The 16,966-nt window shown below is 68.9% G+C and carries 13 protein-coding genes; 2 read left to right on the forward strand and 11 right to left on the reverse strand.

The annotated features are described in order from the left end of the window. Positions 1 to 7: 7 nt before the first annotated feature. Together gap and ACFQ0P_RS14850 are read right to left on the reverse strand one after the other, a co-directional pair. A complete protein-coding gene (gene gap / locus ACFQ0P_RS14845; RefSeq protein ID WP_204979421.1) occupies positions 8 to 1,018 on the reverse strand; it encodes a type I glyceraldehyde-3-phosphate dehydrogenase in 1,011 nt (336 codons plus the stop codon). Positions 1,019 to 1,120: 102 nt separating this feature from the next. After that, positions 1,121 to 1,747, reverse strand: a complete 627-nt coding sequence (locus tag ACFQ0P_RS14850) for a superoxide dismutase (RefSeq protein ID WP_204979422.1) — start codon at positions 1,745 to 1,747, stop codon at positions 1,121 to 1,123. A gap of 161 nt (positions 1,748 to 1,908) precedes the next feature. On the opposite strand from ACFQ0P_RS14850, the gene ACFQ0P_RS14855 reads away from it, so the two are divergent. After that, on the forward strand, positions 1,909 to 2,748 hold the full coding sequence (locus ACFQ0P_RS14855; protein ID WP_204979423.1) for a PhzF family phenazine biosynthesis protein: 840 nt from the start codon (positions 1,909 to 1,911) through the stop codon (positions 2,746 to 2,748). 5 nt (positions 2,749 to 2,753) lie between these two features. Here ACFQ0P_RS14855 and whiA read toward each other — a convergent pair whose 3' ends face one another. The 6 genes from whiA to ACFQ0P_RS14885 all read right to left on the reverse strand — a co-directional run bounded on the left by whiA (position 2,754) and on the right by ACFQ0P_RS14885 (position 12,462). Further along, on the reverse strand, positions 2,754 to 3,731 hold the full coding sequence (whiA, locus tag ACFQ0P_RS14860; protein ID WP_204979424.1) for a DNA-binding protein WhiA: 978 nt from the start codon (positions 3,729 to 3,731) through the stop codon (positions 2,754 to 2,756). Positions 3,732 to 3,802: 71 nt separating this feature from the next. Further along, a complete protein-coding gene (rapZ, locus tag ACFQ0P_RS14865) occupies positions 3,803 to 4,684 on the reverse strand; it encodes an RNase adapter RapZ (protein ID WP_204981436.1) in 882 nt (293 codons plus the stop codon). 25 nt (positions 4,685 to 4,709) lie between these two features. After that, a complete protein-coding gene (gene uvrC / locus ACFQ0P_RS14870; protein ID WP_204979425.1) occupies positions 4,710 to 6,614 on the reverse strand; it encodes an excinuclease ABC subunit UvrC in 1,905 nt (634 codons plus the stop codon). Between the two features lie 4 nt (positions 6,615 to 6,618). Next, on the reverse strand, positions 6,619 to 9,519 hold the full coding sequence (uvrA, locus tag ACFQ0P_RS14875; protein ID WP_204979426.1) for an excinuclease ABC subunit UvrA: 2,901 nt from the start codon (positions 9,517 to 9,519) through the stop codon (positions 6,619 to 6,621). A gap of 59 nt (positions 9,520 to 9,578) precedes the next feature. Further along, on the reverse strand, positions 9,579 to 11,876 hold the full coding sequence (locus tag ACFQ0P_RS14880; protein WP_204979427.1) for a 5'-nucleotidase C-terminal domain-containing protein: 2,298 nt from the start codon (positions 11,874 to 11,876) through the stop codon (positions 9,579 to 9,581). Between the two features lie 130 nt (positions 11,877 to 12,006). Continuing rightward, complete coding sequence (locus ACFQ0P_RS14885; protein ID WP_204979428.1) at positions 12,007 to 12,462, reverse strand: MarR family winged helix-turn-helix transcriptional regulator; 456 nt, start codon at positions 12,460 to 12,462, stop codon at positions 12,007 to 12,009. A 43-nt stretch (positions 12,463 to 12,505) separates the two neighbouring features. Between ACFQ0P_RS14885 and ACFQ0P_RS14890 the strand changes: the two genes are divergently transcribed. Then, positions 12,506 to 12,760: a hypothetical protein gene (locus ACFQ0P_RS14890; RefSeq protein ID WP_204979429.1), complete on the forward strand. Its 255-nt coding sequence runs from the start codon at positions 12,506 to 12,508 to the stop codon at positions 12,758 to 12,760. 49 nt (positions 12,761 to 12,809) lie between these two features. On the opposite strand, the gene uvrB is transcribed toward ACFQ0P_RS14890, so the two are convergent. Genes uvrB through ACFQ0P_RS14905 form a run of 3 tightly spaced genes read right to left on the reverse strand, consistent with a single transcriptional unit; the run spans position 12,810 to position 16,959 of the window. Then, positions 12,810 to 14,888, reverse strand: a complete 2,079-nt coding sequence (gene uvrB, locus ACFQ0P_RS14895; RefSeq protein ID WP_204979430.1) for an excinuclease ABC subunit UvrB — start codon at positions 14,886 to 14,888, stop codon at positions 12,810 to 12,812. Positions 14,889 to 14,939: 51 nt separating this feature from the next. Then, positions 14,940 to 15,293, reverse strand: a complete 354-nt coding sequence (locus ACFQ0P_RS14900; protein WP_204979431.1) for a UBP-type zinc finger domain-containing protein — start codon at positions 15,291 to 15,293, stop codon at positions 14,940 to 14,942. 19 nt (positions 15,294 to 15,312) lie between these two features. Next, positions 15,313 to 16,959: an FAD-dependent oxidoreductase gene (locus tag ACFQ0P_RS14905; RefSeq protein WP_204979432.1), complete on the reverse strand. Its 1,647-nt coding sequence runs from the start codon at positions 16,957 to 16,959 to the stop codon at positions 15,313 to 15,315. Positions 16,960 to 16,966 lie beyond the last annotated feature (7 nt).

The raw sequence follows: 16,966 nt of genomic DNA on the forward strand, positions 1-16,966 counted from the left end.
ATCGGCGTTACAGGCGCTCGGCGACGTACTCGGTGAGGTCGACGAGTCGGTTCGAATAGCCCCACTCGTTGTCGTACCAGGCCGAGACCTTGACCAGGTTGCCGCTGACGTTGGTCAGTTCGGCGTCGAAGATCGAGGAGTGCGGGTTTCCCTGGATGTCGCTCGAGACGATCGGGTCCTCGGTGTACTGGAGGTAGCCCGCAAGCCGACCCTCGGCGGCAGCCTCCTTGTAGACGGCGTTGACCTGCTCGGCGGTCAAACCCTCGGCCGGGGTCACGATGGTCAGGTCGACGATCGAACCGGTGGGCACGGGAACGCGGTAGGACGACCCGCTCAGCTTGCCGTTGAGCTCCGGAAGAACGTGGCCGATGGCCTTGGCGGCTCCGGTCGAGGCCGGGACGATGTTGATCGCGGCGCCCCGAGCGCGGCGCAGGTCGCTGTGCGGACCGTCCTGGAGGTTCTGGTCGGCCGTGTAGGCGTGCGCCGTCATCATGAAGCCGCGCTCGATGCCGAACGCGTCGTTGAAGACCTTGGCCAGAGGCGCGAGGCAGTTGGTGGTGCACGAGGCGTTCGAGATGATGACGTGGTTGGCGGGGTCGTAATCCCCCTCGTTCACGCCCATCACGACGGTGACGTCGTCGCCGGTGGCCGGCGCGGAGATGAGGACCTTCTTGGCGCCGCCCGCGATGTGCTTCTTGGCGTCCTCGGCCTTGGTGAAGCGGCCGGTCGACTCGATGACGATGTCGACGCCGAGCTCACCCCACGGGAGGTTGGCGGGGTCGCGCTCCTCGAAGACCTTGATGGTCTTGTCGCCGACGGTGATCGAGTCCGCCGTGTACGAGACGTCCTCTGCGAGCACGCCGCCCACGGAGTCGTACTTGAGCAGGTGCGCGAGGGTCTTGTTGTCGGTGAGGTCGTTCACCGCCACGATGTCGAGGTCCGCCCCCTGCGCGAGAGCCGCGCGAAGGAAGTTGCGTCCGATGCGGCCGAAGCCGTTGATGCCGATCTTGACAGCCACGGAATTTCTCCTGAGATGTGTCGTGCGCGAGCGCGCGGTTTGGTGCGGTTCAGAGAGCGGACAACGGCGTCCCGGCGGGAGTCCCGCCGGGACGCCCGCTTGCTATGACAGTACCAGCAGGCCCGAGGTCTTCTCACGGGCAGCGTCGAGGCGCTCGGCGACGTTCTGCCAGTCGGCGATGTTCCAGACCGCCTTGACGTAGTCGGCCTTGACGTTGAGGTAATCGAGGTAGAAGGCGTGCTCCCACATGTCGAGCTGGAACACCGGGATCGTGCCCTGCGCGGTGTTGCTCTGCTGGTCGAACAGCTGCTGGATGATGAGCTGCTCGCCGATCGGGTCCCAGCTGAGGACGGCCCAGCCCGAGCCCTGGATGCCCGTTGCTGCGGCCGTGAAGTGCGCCTGGAACTTGTCGAAGCCGCCGAAGAACTCGTCGATGGCCGCGCGCAGCTCTCCCTCGGGCTCGCCCCCGCCCTCGGGTGAGAGGTTGGTCCAGAAGATCGAGTGGTTCACGTGCCCGCCGAGATTGAACGCGAGGTCCTTCTCGAGCTTGTTCACGTTCGCGAGGTTGCCGCTCTCGCGCGCCTCCGCGAGCTGCTCGAGTGCGGTGTTGGCACCGGTCACGTACGCCTGGTGGTGCTTGCTGTGGTGCAGCTCCATGATCTTGCCGCTGATGTGCGGTTCCAGGGCGGCGTAGTCGTAGGGCAGGTCGGGCAGGGTGTACTTCGCCATGTTCTCTTCTTCCTGTCGGCGCGCGCCGAGATCCCCGGCGCAGCGAGGGTGACGGGTTCATCCTACTGAGCACCAACACCGCGAGGAGGGGGTTGCTTCCCGCGACGACGGCAACTATCGCGCCGCTGTGTCGGTGCGCTGCGTCGCGCTACGATCGGGCCGTGCAGCGACCGCGGATCCAGCGATGGGCGGCGTTCTCCGCCGACCCCGACGGCGGCAATCCGGCGGGCGTCGTCCTCGCCGCCGATACGCTCGCCGTGCCCGAGATGCAGCGGATCGCGGCGGAGGTCGGCTATGCCGAGACGGCGTTCGTCTCCGGCGTCGGCCGCGCGCGCGACATCCGCTACTTCTCCCCCATCGCCGAGGTCCCGTTCTGCGGCCACGCGACGATCGCCACCGCCGTCGCCCTCGCGGATGAGCTCGGTGACGGTGTGTTCACCTTCTCGACCCCGGTCGGTCCCGTCGAGATCAGCACGACCTCCGCCGCCGGCGGACGCACGGCGTCGTTCACGAGCGTCGAGCCGTGGGTCGAGGTGCTCCCCGCCGACGCGCTCGAGGCGGTGCTCGCGCTCCTCGGGCTGTCGGCATCGGACCTGGATCCCGGGCATCCGCCCCGCCTCGCGTTCGCGGGGAATCCGCACCCGCTCCTCGTGGTGGAGGACCCGGCGGTGTTCGACGGGTTCGGATTCGATCCGGTCGCCGCGCGGGCGCTGATGGATGCCGCGGGCTGGCCCGCGACGATCATCGTGCTGCACGAGCGCGCACTGTCGGAGTGGGAGGCCCGCAACGTCTTCCCCGTGGGGACCCTGAGCGAGGATCCGGCCACCGGAGCGGCCGCAGCCGCAACCGGCGCCTACCTCCGCGCGACCGGAGCCGTCTCGCCGCCGGCTCGCGTGCGCATCCGGCAGGGACGCCACGTCGGTCGGCCGGGAGTCCTCGACGTGGACATCCCCGTGGCGGGTGGCATCACCGTCTCGGGAGCCGCGGTCCGGATCGACTGAGCGGCTCAGTCCTCCATGCCGGCGGGCACCGCGGATTCGGTGCCCGGGACGCCCTCCGCTTCGGCCTTCTTGTCGGCCATCGCGAGAAGACGGCGGATGCGCCCGGCCACGGCATCCTTCGTGAGGGGAGGGTCCGCATGGTGGCCCAGCTCGTCGAGGCTCGCGTCGCGGTGCGCCAGACGGAGATCCCCCGCCTCGCGCAGGTGGTCCGGCACCTCGTCCCCGAGGATCTCGAGAGCGCGCTCGACGCGCGCGCACGCGGCGACCGCGGCCTGCGCCGACCGGCGGAGGTTCGCGTCGTCGAAGTTGACGAGCCGGTTCACGCCCGCACGCACTTCACGGCGCTGGCGGAGCTGATCCCACTCGGCGGCGGCCTTCGCCGCGCCCATCGCCGCCAGCGCGGCGCGGATCGCCTCGCCCTCGCGGACGACGACTCGCGGAACGCCACGCACCTCGCGGGCCTTCCCCGGGATGCCGAGGCGATGCGCGGCTCCGACCAGCGCCATCGCCGCCTCCGAGGACGGGCACGTGATCTCGAGCGCAGCCGACCGTCCGGGCTCCGACAGCGACCCCGCCGCGAGGAACGCGCCGCGCCAGATGGCGGCGAGGTCCGCGCGCGAACCGGTCGTGAGCTTGTTCGGAAGGCCGCGCACGGGACGCCGACGCTGGTCGAGGAGGCCGGTCTGCCGCGCGAGCGTCTCCCCGCCCTCGATGACGCGCACGGCGTAGTGGCCCGCGCTCCGACCACCCGATCCCTGGACGTGGACGAGCTCGGGGCGCACGCTGTACAGCTCGACGAGGTCGCGGGCGGTGCGGCGCGCGAGCTGGTCGGAGTCGAGCTCGGCCTCCACGGCGACGCGGTTCGCGATGGAGTGGAGACCGCCCGAGAACCGCAAGAGGGAGGTGAGCTCAGCCACGCGGGCCGTCGGGCGCGGGTCGCGCACAGTGATCAGCTCGGCCTTCACGTCAGCGGTGAGCGACACGGGACTCCTTCTTCAGATCGGTGGGAACGACGCTCCAGCCTAGTCGCGTGCGGACACGCGTGCGGAGCATCTCATTCCCGGCCGAGGTCGCGGTGCTTGACCCGCACCGCCACTCCGGGAATCGCGGCGAGACGGTCTGCCAGCTCCCGCACCATCACGACGGAGCGATGCTTGCCGCCGGTGCACCCGACCGCCACCACGGAGTGGCGCTTGTTCTCGCGCTGATACCCCTCCAGCACCGGTTGGAGGGCGGCGGCGTAGGCATCCACGAATTCCCGCGCACCCTGCTGAGCGAGCACGAAGTCGCGCACCGAGTCGTCCTCGCCCGTGAGGGCGCGCAGATCCTCGTTCCAGAACGGGTTCGGAAGGAAGCGCATGTCGGCGACGAGGTCGGCATCGGGAGGGAGTCCGTACTTGAAGCCGAAGCTCAGGAGTGTCACGATGTGCCGCGCGGCGGCGGGATCGGTGAACAGCTCCGTGATCTGGGTCGCGAGCTGGTGGATATTGAAGCGCGACGTGTCGATGATCACGTCCGCGCTTTCGCGCACGGCGGCGAGGCGCTCACGCTCGAGGCGGATGCCGTCGAGGATCGTGCCGTCGCCCTGCAGCGGATGCGGACGCCGCACGGCCTCGAACCGGCGCACGAGCACGTCGTCCGCGGCATCCAGGAACATCAGCCGGATCTGACGCCGCTCGCGCAGGGCCCGCATCGCGTCGGGGAGGTCGGCGAACAGGTCGCGCCCGCGCACATCGACGACGACCGCCACGCGAGGCAGGGCGCCCGCGGCGATCTCGGTGAGGTCGAGCAGCGGACGCAGCATCTGCGGGGGAAGATTGTCCACGACGTACCAGTCGAGGTCCTCGAGGGCGTTGGCCGCGGTGGACCGCCCCGCTCCCGACATGCCCGTCACGATGAGAACCTCGCCCGCTTCGCGGCGCTCCGCCTCGACCATGACCACCCCCGACGTCGGGACCAGCCTACCCACCGGCGAGATGCGAATGGATCGACGCCGCCAGCTTGGGACCTACTCCCGGCAGCTGCGCGATCTGCTCCGGCGTCGCGGTGCGCAACGCGGCGACCGATCCGAAATGCCGCAGGAGGGCCTTGATGCGTGCCTCGCCGAGCCCCGGCACTTCGGCCAGCACACTCTGGATGTCGCGACGGCGCCGCTTGCGCTGATGGGTGATCGCGAACCGGTGCGCCTCGTCGCGGAGCCGCTGAAGCAGATAGAGGGCCTCGGAGGTGCGCGGAAGGATCACCGGGTACTCCTCCCCCGGCAGCCACACCTCCTCGAGCCGCTTCGCGATCCCGCACAGGGCGATCTCCTCGTGCCCAGCCTCGCGCAGCGCGCGCGCGGCCGCTTCGACCTGAGGCTTCCCGCCGTCCACGACGAGCAGCTGAGGACGGTAAGCGAACCGCGCGCGGCGGCGCTCGGTGACGACTTCCCCGTCGTCGGTCGGTTCGGGCTGCGCGGGCGGCTCCTCCGGCCGATCGAGATAGGCCAGCCGTCTCGCGAGCACCTGGCGCAGCGAGTCGGTGTCGTCGGTCGTCTCCTCGATCTTGAAGGACCGGTACTGGTCCTTCCGCGGGAGACCGTCCTCGAACACCACCATCGAGGCGACGACGTTCGTGCCCCCGAGGTGCGAGACGTCGAAGCACTCGATGCGCAGGGGAGCCTCCGCGAGATCGAGCGCCTCCTGGAGGTCGGTCAGTGCTTGCGTCCGCGCGATGTAGTCGCTCGTCCGCCGTGTCTTGTGCAGCATGAGCGCCTGCTGCGCATTGAGCGAGGCCGTCCGCATCAGCTCGGCCTTGCGTCCGCGCTGTGCGATCTGGATCGTGACGGACTTGCCGCGTCGCCCGCGCAGCCATTCCTCCAGGTCGGCGGCGTCGTCGGGCATCGCGGGAACGAGGACCTGACGAGGGATGTCTGGCCCGGCCGCGTTGCCGTAGGTGCGCTGCAGCACCTGATCGACCAGGTCGCCGCCCGAGATGTCGAGCTCCTTCTCGATCGTCGTCGCGCGAACACCACGCACCCGCCCGCCGCGGATGACGAAGTGCTGCACGGCAGCGGCGAGTTCGTCCTCGGCGATGCCGAAGAGGTCGGCGTCGGTGTCGGCGGCCAGGACGAGGGCACTCTTGTTGAGGACCGCGTCGATCGCCTGGAGACGATCACGGTAGACCGCGGCGGCCTCGTAGTCCATCGCGGCGGACGCCTCCCGCATGCGGGCCGTCAGCTCGCGCGTGAAACGCTGATCGCCGCCCGACATGAAGGCGACGAAATCCTCGACGATCGCGCGGTGCTCCTCGATCGAGACCTTCATCGAGCAGGGGCCGCCGCATCGGCCGATCTGACCGGGGAAGCACGGCCGGCCGGAGGCCATCGCCTTCTTGTAGGACGAGTCACTGCACGTGCGGATCGGGAAGACCTTGATCATCAGGTCGATCGTGTCGTGCACCGCCCACACCTTCGGGTACGGGCCGAAGTACTTGGCGCCCTTGATTCGCCGATTGCGGGTCACGATCACCCGCGGCGCCTCGTCGGCGAGAGTGATCGCCATGAACGGGTAGGACTTGTCGTCGCGGTAGCGGACGTTGAACGGCGGATCGAACTCCTTGATCCACATGTACTCCAGCTGCAGCGAGTCCACGTCGCTGGCGACCACCGTCCACTCCACGGATGCCGCAGTGGTGACCATGCGGCGCGTGCGCTCGTGGAGGGTGTGCAGTGGAGCGAAGTAGTTGGACAGACGCGCACGGAGATTCTTCGCCTTGCCGACGTAGAGCACGCGCCCGTCGGAATCTCGGAAGCGATAGACCCCGGGATTGGTCGGTATCTCGCCCGGCTTCGGCTTGTACGAGACGGTGGGCGTGGATCGCGCCATGGGCTCAGCCGGCCTTGCGGACCGCCTGGGACCCGCCGAGGACCTCGGCCAGGAAGGCGCCGGTGTGGCTGCCCTCGACCCGTGCCACCTGCTCCGGGGTCCCGGTCGCCACGATCTGCCCGCCGCCGGAGCCGCCCTCAGGACCCAGGTCGATGATCCAGTCTGCGTTCTTGATCACGTCGAGGTTGTGCTCGATCACGATGACCGAGTTGCCCTTGTCGACCAGACCGTTCAGCACCTCGAGCAGCCGCCGCACGTCTTCGAAGTGCAGTCCGGTCGTCGGCTCGTCGAGGACGTAGATCGACCGGCCGTTCGAGCGGCGCTGGAGCTCGGTCGCGAGCTTGACGCGCTGCGCCTCACCGCCGGAGAGCGTGGTCGCGGACTGACCCAGGCGCACGTAGCCGAGGCCCACGTCGACGAGGGTGCGCAAGTAGCGGTGGATCGCCTGGATCGGCTCGAAGAACTCCGCCGCCTCCGAGATCGGCATCTCGAGGACCTCGGCGATGTTCTTGCCCTTGTAGTGCACGGCGAGCGTGTCGCGGTTGTACCGCTTGCCGTGACACACCTCGCAGTCAACGTAGACATCGGGCAGGAAGTTCATCTCGATCTTGATCGTGCCGTCTCCCGAGCACGCCTCGCAGCGACCGCCCTTGACGTTGAAGCTGAACCGGCCGGGCTGGTAGCCCCGGGCCTTGGCCTCCGGCGTCTCGCTGAACAGCGTGCGGATGCGGTCGAACACGCCGGTGTAGGTCGCGGGGTTCGAGCGCGGGGTCCTGCCGATGGGTCCTTGGTCGACGTGGACGACCTTGTCGAGGTCGTCCGTTCCGGTCACGCGCGTGTGCTTGCCCGCGACGCGGCGGGCGCCGTTCAGGCGGGTGGCGAGCACTTCGTAGAGGATGTCGTTCACGAGCGAGGACTTGCCCGATCCGCTCACGCCTGTCACCGCCGTCAGCACGCCGAGCGGGAAGTCGACGGTCACGTTCTGCAGGTTGTTCTCGCGCGCGCCCACCACGGTCACCTTGCGGGCGCGATCGATCTTGCGGCGCTTCTTCGGCGTCGGGATCTCCCGCCGGCCGGCGAGGTAGTCGCCGGTGATCGACTCCCCCTCGGCGAGCAGCTGGTCGAGGGGTCCGGAGTGCACGACGGCGCCTCCGTCGACTCCGGCGCGCGGGCCGATGTCGACGATCCAATCGGCCGCGTGGATGGTCTCCTCGTCGTGCTCGACGACGATGAGCGTGTTGCCGAGGTCGCGCAGGGTGAGCAGGGTCTCGATGAGGCGCCGGTTGTCGCGCTGATGCAGGCCGATCGACGGCTCGTCCAGCACGTACAGGACTCCGGTCAGCCCCGAGCCGATCTGGGTCGCGAGCCGGATGCGCTGCGCCTCGCCGCCCGAGAGGGACCCGGCGGAGCGGCTGAGATTGAGGTAGGTGAGCCCGACCTGGATGAGGAAGTCCAAGCGCAGGCGGATCTCGCGCAGCACCTGGGCGCCGATCTTGGCCTCGCGGTCGGTGAGCTTCAGCCCCGCGAAGAACTTCTGCGCGTCGGCGAGGCTCAGGCGTGAGGCATCCGCGATGGAGTGTCCGTGGACGAGCACCGCCAGCACCTCGGGCTTCAGGCGGGCGCCGTCGCATACCGGGCAGGGAACCTCGCGGAGGAACTCGGCCCAGCGCTGACGCTGGGTGTCGGTCTCGGCCTGCATGTACTGGCGCTCGATGTACGGGACCACGCCCTCGAAGCCCGACGAGTACCGCATCTCCCGCCCGTAGCGGTTCTTCCACCGCACCGTGACCTTGTAGTTCTCGCCGCGCAGCACGGCCTCGCGAACCTCTTCGCGCAGCATCCGCCACGGGGTGTCGAGTGAGAACCCGAGATCGCCGGCCAGCCCCTCCAGCAGTCGCTCGTAGTACTGGAACAGTCCCTTGCCCTGCGTGGTCCACGGGATGAGGACGCCCTCGCGGATCGAGAGGTCCTCGTCGCCGATCATGAGGTCGACGTCGACGGACATGCGTGTGCCCAGGCCCGAGCAGGCGGGGCAGGCACCGAAGGGTGCGTTGAACGAGAAGGTGCGCGGCTCGATCTCGGTGAGCTGCAGCGGGTGTCCGTTCGGGCACGCGAGCTTCTCGGAGAACGACTGCCAGGCGTCATCGCCTTCGAGATCGACGTAGTTGACCTGCATCACTCCGCCGGCCAGGCCGAGCGCCGTCTCGACCGAGTCGGTGACCCGGCTCAAGATGTCGGGGCCAGCCACGAGGCGATCGACGACGACTGCGATGTCGTGCTTGTAGCTCTTCTTGAGCGCGGGCGGCTCGGCGAGCTGGACGAGCTCGCCGTCGACGACGGCTCGGGCGTAGCCCTTGGCCGAGAGCTCCTTGAAGAGGTCGACGAACTCGCCCTTCTTCTGGGTCACGACGGGAGCCACGATCTGATAGCGCGTGCGCTCGGGCAGCTCCATGAGCTGGTCGGCGATCTGCTGCACCGTCTGCCGCTGAATCACCTCACCGCACTCGGGGCAGTGCGGGACGCCGATCCGGGCCCACAGCAGACGCATGTAGTCGTGGATCTCGGTGATCGTGCCGACCGTGGAACGAGGGTTGCGGTTCGTGGACTTCTGGTCGATCGACACCGCGGGGCTCAGCCCCTCGATGAAATCGACGTCGGGACGGTCGACCTGACCGAGGAACTGTCGCGCGTAGGCGCTTAGCGATTCGACGTAGCGACGCTGGCCCTCGGCGAAGATCGTGTCGAACGCGAGGCTCGACTTGCCGGATCCGGAAAGACCGGTGAAGACCACGAGGGAATCGCGCGGGATGTCGAGATCGACGTTCTTGAGATTGTGCACCCGGGCACCCCGGACACTGAGTTTTCCGCTGGAGTTTCCGGGCAGGGCGACGGGGACGATTGGCACCCGACAAGTGTAGGCGGGGCCCCGGACATCGGCTCCGGGGGCCCCGCCTTCCCTGGCGTTTACCAGACGAGGACCGGGATCCTCGGGCTGGTCGACGACTGCGCGGTGTCGCTTCCGGAGTAGGTCGCCTTCAGGAGGTGGAGACCCTTCCCGAGTCCGGTGATCTTCATCTTGACGATCCCGCGGCTCTTAGCCCCGAGCGTCTCGGTCGCGACGACCTTCTTGCCGTCGTACACCGTCACCGTGCCGGTCGGGTTGCGCTCGCCGTCGACGATGACGATGGCCGTGTACGGCAGCGCCGATCCCTTCTTCACGAGGATCTTCCCGGGGATGCCGAGGATCGCCGATTCGGCCTTCTCGAAGACCGTGATCGGCACGTCGAACGACGTCCCCGTCGGCGTCGTGATGGACAGTGGCACGACGCCCGACACGCCCTCGGGCACGGTCACGGTGAGCGACGCCCGGCCGGCCTCATCGGTCAGCGCGACCAGCGAGCGGTCGATCGGGGCCGAGCCCACGGGTTGGCCGTCGATCGCGATCTCCACGGTTCCCGCCGGCGTCGCCGTCTGGGTGAAGTCGAGCGACGACAGCGAGACGTCGATCGTGGACCCCGCCTCGTATCCGCTCTCGCTGGGAGTCGGCGAGAGCTCGACGCCGATCGATCGCTGAGCCAGATCCGGAGTCGCCTCGCCGTTCGCCGCGAACCAGTCGACCTGCGCCTGCAGGTCCACGAGACCCGAATCGGCGCGCTCGGTGCCCTGAGCGAGCGTCCGGAAGTTGTCTCCGCCCGCAGCCAGGAACGAGTTGGTGACGACGCGGTAGTTCCCGGCCGGGTCGACGGCCACGCCGCCCAGTTCGAGGTTGGTGATCCGCGAACCAGCCGGAGCGTCGTAGTCGGTGATGTAGGTCAGTCCCTCGGAAACCCCGAGCTTGAGGAACGGTCGCGACGCCCCGGCGGGCTGCCACTGCTCTTCGAGCACGGACTTGAGCTGTGCACCCGTGAGCGTCATCGTGAACAGGGTGTTCGCGAAGGGCTGGACGGCGGCCGCCTCGGCATACGTGACGTTGCCGTCGGGGTCGTTGGGGTTGCTGCTCGCGTACACCAGGTTCGCGCGCAGACCGCCGGGGTTCATCAGCGCGATCTGCGTCTCGGGGAAGCGCTGCTGCGCTGCCCACAGCTGGATGTCCGCGACGAAGTTGCCGAGCGTCGACTCCCCTCCTCGCGCCTCCTCGGTCGTCGAGGGATTGTCGGCCGTGGGGGTGCGCGGCTGGAGCTCGCGACGGAAGTCCGCCGTGATCTGCCCGACGGACTTGCCGCCCTCCACCGCCGCGAAGGCGACGGCGGCCGTCACGATGTCGTTCACCGCCGAGACGACGGGGTTGGCGAGGTCGGCGGTCACATTGCGGACCGGCGGGTTGACCGTCGTGTTCCACATCGTGGTCGTCTGGGTGGGTGCGAAGGTCACCTCGTCGGTGTCGCGGTCGTACGTGATCGCGGTGTTCTGGATGCGCTCACCGTACTGCCCGGCCTGCGTGACCCGGAGGCCGTCGATGTCGTACGCGTACGACGCGTGCGTGTGAGCCGTGACGAGCATGTCCACCTCGCCGCCGAGCCCGCCGACGATCGCACCGAGCGGGGTCGCGGGGTCGCCGGCGTCGGCGGGGTTGGACGAACCGCCTTCGTGCACCAGAGCGACGACGATCTCCGCGCCAGCGGCGACCGCCTCATCCGCCGCGATGTTCACCTCGGTGGCGATGTCGCGGAACTCGAGTCCCGCGATCCCGGCCGGGCTCACGAGTGACGGCATCTCCTCGGTGACCGCACCGACGAAGGCGACGTCCACGTCGCCCGCGACCGTCACGATCTCCCAGGGGTCCAGGGCCCGGGTGCCGTCGTCGTAGTAGACGTTCGCGCCGAGCCAGGGGAAGTCCGATTCCGGAATCACGCGGTCCGTCAGGTCGGCGAACCCGCGGTCGAACTCGTGATTGCCGACAGCGCTCACGTCGAGGCCCGCCGCATTGAGGGCGTCGATGGTGGGCGTGTCGTTCTGGATGAACGACGTGAAGGTCGAGGCGCCGATGCTGTCACCGGCCGACGCGAAGATCGTGTTGGGATTCGCTGCCCGGATCTGCTCGACCACGGTCGTGAGAGCGGCCACACCACCCGCAGGAGACGACGACTCGAGTCGCCCGTGGAGGTCGTTGATGGTGACCAGGTTGATCGATACCGGATCGGCGGCCTGGGCGGGCGCGGCGGCGAGCATGCCGGCTCCGAGAGCGACCACGCCGACGGCTGCCGTGACGGCGAGTCTGCGGTGACGAGGGACGGCGGGGTCGGGGTGTGACCTGCTGCGCATGGATGACTTCCTCTGTGAAAGATCGGACGACGGGATGCCGGCATCCTGGCACGCGGATTCACCGCGTTCGGGACGCCGTTCCCGAGCCTAGGATCCCCCGCCGACGTCGACCAGAGTGATGAGAAGATGTTCACGTACCCGTGGCCGGCCGTCGACGTTCCCCCGCGAACGGGGCGAGCGCGTCCCGCAGCGCGACGAGGGACTCCGCATCGGATCCGACACTCTCCATCACCCGCGCCGGCACGCTCAGCGCCTGCTCCCGGAGCTTCTGCCCCTCCGGCGTGAGGGCGACGGCCAGCACACGCTCGTCGCCGTGACGACGGCCTCGAGTTACCAGCCCCTGCACCTCCAGTCGCTTGATGAGGGGTGACAGCGTCGCCGGCTCGAGGGCGAGTTCGTGGGCAAGCTCCCGAAGCGAGCGCGGGGACTGCTCCCAGAGGGCGAGCATGACCAGGTACTGGGGGTGGGTGAGCCCGAGGGGCTCCAGGATCGGCCGGTAGATGGAGACCACGTTGCGCGCGGCGGTGACGAGTGCGAAGCACACCTGGCTGTCGAGCGCGAGTGGGTCGTCGAGCGCGTCGGTCATGCGTGGATCTTATCGCGCACGAATTCTTAGTACACTAACTATCGTGACTGATCAGGATTCCGCGTCCCCCGAACGGCGGCCGCTCCGCGCGCGTGTGCGCGAGGCGGGCGGATGGTACGCGTTCCTGAATGCGACGCTGATCCGGGCGGCCGGTCCGGCCGCCGTAGGCCCATACGAGACGACGCCCGCGCCGTCGGCCACCGAGCGGGCGGAGCGGCCGTGCCCGCTCTGCGGCGCCCCGATCACCCGGCACACGTTCGACCGCTCGGGACCGAAGCCGCTGATGCACTGTCCCTGAACGCGGTGCGTCCACGCTATTCCGCCCGTGAACTCCCTTCGAGGTGGACTCAGGCGTGCCCGGCCCGCTCCATTGCCCGAAGCTCCTTCTTGAGATCCTGCACCTCGTCGCGCAGACGGGCAGCGAGTTCGAACTTGAGCTCGCCCGCTGCGGCGATCATCTGGTCGCTGAGGTCGGCGATGGTCGCTTCGAGCTGCTCCGCTCCCTCGGCGGCAAGACCCTCGCGGCGGAGCTGCGGCGTCGGCGACTTGCCCTTGCCCGACTTCAGGCGCGAGTCCTTCCGCGTGAGCATGGCCTTCGTGTCGGACGCCTCCCGCGCGAGCACCTCGGTGATGTCGGCGATGCGCTTGCGCAGCGGCTGCGGGTCGATGCCGTTCGCCGTGTTGTACGCGATCTGCTTGTCGCGGCGGCGGTCGGTCTCCTCGATCGCGTTGCGCATCGAGTCGGTGATCGTGTCGGCGTACATGTGCACCTCGCCGGACACGTTGCGCGCGGCACGGCCGATCGTCTGGATGAGCGATGTGCCACTGCGAAGGAAGCCCTCCTTGTCGGCGTCGAGGATCGACACCAGCGACACCTCGGGCAGATCGAGGCCCTCGCGGAGGAGGTTGATGCCCACCAGCACGTCGTAGACCCCGGCGCGCAGTTCGCTCAGCAGCTCGACGCGGCGCAGTGTGTCGACGTCGGAGTGGAGGTAGCGCACCCGGACCCCGTGCTCGCCGAGGAAGTCGGTGAGCTCCTCGGCCATCTTCTTCGTCAGGGTGGTGACGAGGACCCGCTCGTCTCGCGATGCGCGCAACCGGATCTCCTCGAGGAGGTCGTCGATCTGGCCCTTGGACGGCTTGACGATGATCTGCGGGTCGACGAGGCCCGTGGGACGGATGATCTGCTCGACCACACCGTCGGCGATGCCCATCTCGTAGCGCCCGGGGGTGGCCGACAGGTAGACGGTCTGGCCGACACGGTTCTTGAACTCATCGAAGCGCAGCGGGCGGTTGTCGAGGGCGCTGGGAAGGCGGAACCCGTGCTCGACGAGGGTGCGCTTGCGCGAGGCATCCCCCTCGTACATCGCGCCGATCTGCGGAACCGTCACGTGCGACTCGTCGATCACCATGAGGAAGTCGTCGGGGAAGAAGTCCAGGAGGGTGTGCGGGGGCTCGCCGGGGAGGCGTCCGTCGAGGTGACGCGAGTAGTTCTCGATGCCCGAGCAGAAGCCGAGCTGCTGGAGCATCTCGAGGTCGAACGTCGTGCGCATCCGCAGTCGCTGAGCCTCGAGGAGCTTGTTCTGCGACTCGAGCTCCTTCAGCCGCTCGTCGAGCTCGTGCTCGATCGTGCCGATCGCGCGCTGCACCGTCTCGGTGCCGGCGGCGTAATGGGTCGCGGGGAAGATCGGCACCGAATCCATGCGCTGCACCACATCCCCCGTCAGCGGGTGGAGCATGTAGAGGGCTTCGATCTCGTCGCCGAACATCTCGACGCGGATCGCGTACTCCTCGTAGACGGGGATGATCTCGATCGTGTCGCCTCGCACACGGAAATTGCCTCGAGAGAAGTCGACGTCGTTGCGGTTGTACTGCATCGCGATGAACTTGCGGATGAGGGCGTCGCGGTCGTACCGCTCCCCCACCTGCAGCGCCACCATGGCGCGGAGGTACTCCTCCGGCGAACCGAGTCCGTAGATGCAGGACACCGTGCTGACGACGACCACGTCACGACGGGAGAGCAGCGAGTTGGTCGTCGAGTGACGCAGGCGCTCGACCTCGGCGTTGATCGACGAGTCCTTCTCGATGAAGGTGTCCGTCTGCGGCACGTACGCCTCGGGCTGGTAGTAGTCGTAGTAGCTCACGAAGTACTCGACGGCGTTGTGCGGCATGAGCTCGCGGAATTCGTTCGCCAGCTGCGCCGCCAGAGTCTTGTTGTGCGCCAGCACGAGGGTCGGTCGCTGGACCGCCTCGACGAGCCACGCGGTCGTCGCCGACTTGCCGGTGCCGGTCGCGCCGAGCAGGACGACGTCGGTCTCGCCCGCGTTGATGCGCGCAGCGAGCTCGGCGATCGCCTGGGGCTGATCGCCGGACGGGGCGAACTCACTGACGACCTCGAACGGTCGGACGGATCGGGTGGCTTGCACGTATCCAGCGTAGGCGCGGCCACGGACATCGGGCCGGTCAGCGAGGGATCGTCAGCGCCCGGCCGCCTCGAGCAGCGCCCGCCAGTCCTGCGGGACACGGCCCCGGGGACCCGGCGAGGGCTGCGAGCGGGGATGGCTCGTGGGCGGCGCGAGGACTGGGCCCTGCGCCCAGTCGGCGGCATCGTAGTCCCACCACCAGTCCTCGTCGGGCTCGTAGCTCTGCACGAGTCGGTGGCCGCTCTCGCGCGCGTGCCGGGAGGCGTGCTGCCCGAGCGAACTGTCGCAGCATCCGACATGCCCGCATGCCGCGCAGCGACGAAGGTGCACCCACCAGCCGTCGATCGCATCGCACTCGGCGCAGCCGTCGCCGCTCGGCGGTGCACTCGTGTCCACGGCATCCGTCACGTCATCCGCCTCCGATCGCTCACACCGCCAGCGCGCGGTGCACCGAGGCGACCGCGCTCGAGCCTTCGCCCACCGCCGCAGCCACGCGCTTCATCGAGCCGCGGCGGACATCGCCCGCGGCGAACACCCGCGGCATCGACGTCTCGAACGGCAGCGGCTCCCGTCCCATCCGCTGCCAGTGCTCGAGCGACTGGATCGCGACATCCGTGCCCGTGCGGAGGAACCCGTCCGCGTCGCGGTCCAGAGCCGGGAGCCATCCCGTCGCCGGATCGGCTCCGATGAAGCAGAACAGCCCGCGTGCGTCGACGTCGCCGGCAGTGTCGATCCGCACGCGCCGGAGCGCACCGTCGCCGTCGAGGCCGACCACTCTCGAGGCGGTGTGCACCTGGACGCGAGGCTCCTCCGACAGCCGGTCGACGAGATAGGAGGACATTCGAGCGCCCAGATCGCCGCCGCGCACCACGAGGTGGACGGGGCATCCGCTCGCCGCCAGATACAGCGATGCCTGCCCGGCGGAGTTCGCGCCGCCCACGACGACGACCGGAGACTCCGCCACCTGACGCAGCTCGAGAGGCGTCGCCGCATAGTAGATGCCCGCGCCTTCGAAGTCCGACCACCGGTCGAGGTCGAGCCGGCGGTACGCGGCACCGGACGTGACGATCGTGGAGCGCGAGCGGATGATGCGCCCGTCAGCGAGGGTGATGTCGAGGAGGTCTCCCACGGGTTCGAGCGAGACGGCCTCGCACGGGGCGTACACCCGCACGCCGAACTTCAGCGCCTGGAGGCTCGCCTGGCCGATCAGGTCCCCGCCGCTCACACCGAACGGGAACCCCAGGAAGTTCTCGATGCGGGACGTGGATGCCGCCTGGCCGCCCGGAGCGACGGCATCCAGCAGCACCGTCGAGAGGCCCTCGGATGCCCCGTAGATCGCGGCCGCGAGACCCGCCGGGCCGCCGCCGACCACGACGAGGTCGACGATCTCGTCCCCCTGCGCCTGGTAGCTCAGACCCAGGCGATCGGCGACGATGCCCGGCGTCGCGCGCGGGATCGGCTCCCCCTGGATGTACGCGATCGGCAGGTCGTCGACGCTCACGCCGAGTTTCGCGTGGGCGCCGAGATCCTCCGGGCGCACCTGAACGGTCTTGTGCACGAGATCGAGCCGTTCCGCGAATCGCTGCAGGGCGAGGAAGTCGCGCGAGGAAGGCTGCCCGACGAACTTGAGGGTGAGCGCCGCCGGGCCCCGCCGCAACGACTCACGGCGAGCCCACAGCGCGTGCAGGACGATATCGCACAGCTCATCGTCCTCCGCCATCAGTCGTCGCAGCTCACGACGTGGCACGCGAAGGACTCGACCGTCCCGGGTCGCGCGGGCGGACAGGAAGGCTCCCTGACCGTTGAGGAGGCCGAGCTCGCCGACGAAGCTCCGCGGCCCGGCGCGGGTGAGCACGGCCTCGTCGATCCAGAAGAGGGAGTCGCGGACGATCTCCACCTCTCCCTCCTCGACGAGGATGAGGTCGTAGTCGCGGTCGCCGGAACGAAAGAGGTAGTCGCCGGCCGCGACATCCTCCGGGACGCCGAACGAGCACAGGCGCGCCCACTGATCATCCGTGAGTTCGGGCCGCTGGATCAGATCGACGCCGTCCGCGGCGGGCGTGGTGTCTTCCATCGCGACC

The sequence above is a fragment of the Microbacterium insulae genome (assembly GCF_042677065.1).
Taxonomy (GTDB): Bacteria; Actinomycetota; Actinomycetes; order Actinomycetales; family Microbacteriaceae; genus Microbacterium; species Microbacterium insulae.

Coding starts and splice junctions, on each gene's coding strand:
- ACFQ0P_RS14850 (WP_204979422.1), bottom strand. CDS start 1,747: ATGGCGAAGTACACCCTGCCCGACCTGCCCTACGACTACGCCGCCCTG.
- rapZ (WP_204981436.1), bottom strand. CDS start 4,684: ATGGTCGAGGCGGAGCGCCGCGAAGCGGGCGAGGTTCTCATCGTGACG.
- uvrC (WP_204979425.1), bottom strand. CDS start 6,614: ATGGCGCGATCCACGCCCACCGTCTCGTACAAGCCGAAGCCGGGCGAG.
- ACFQ0P_RS14880 (WP_204979427.1), bottom strand. CDS start 11,876: ATGCGCAGCAGGTCACACCCCGACCCCGCCGTCCCTCGTCACCGCAGA.
- ACFQ0P_RS14885 (WP_204979428.1), bottom strand. CDS start 12,462: ATGACCGACGCGCTCGACGACCCACTCGCGCTCGACAGCCAGGTGTGC.
- ACFQ0P_RS14905 (WP_204979432.1), bottom strand. CDS start 16,959: ATGGAAGACACCACGCCCGCCGCGGACGGCGTCGATCTGATCCAGCGG.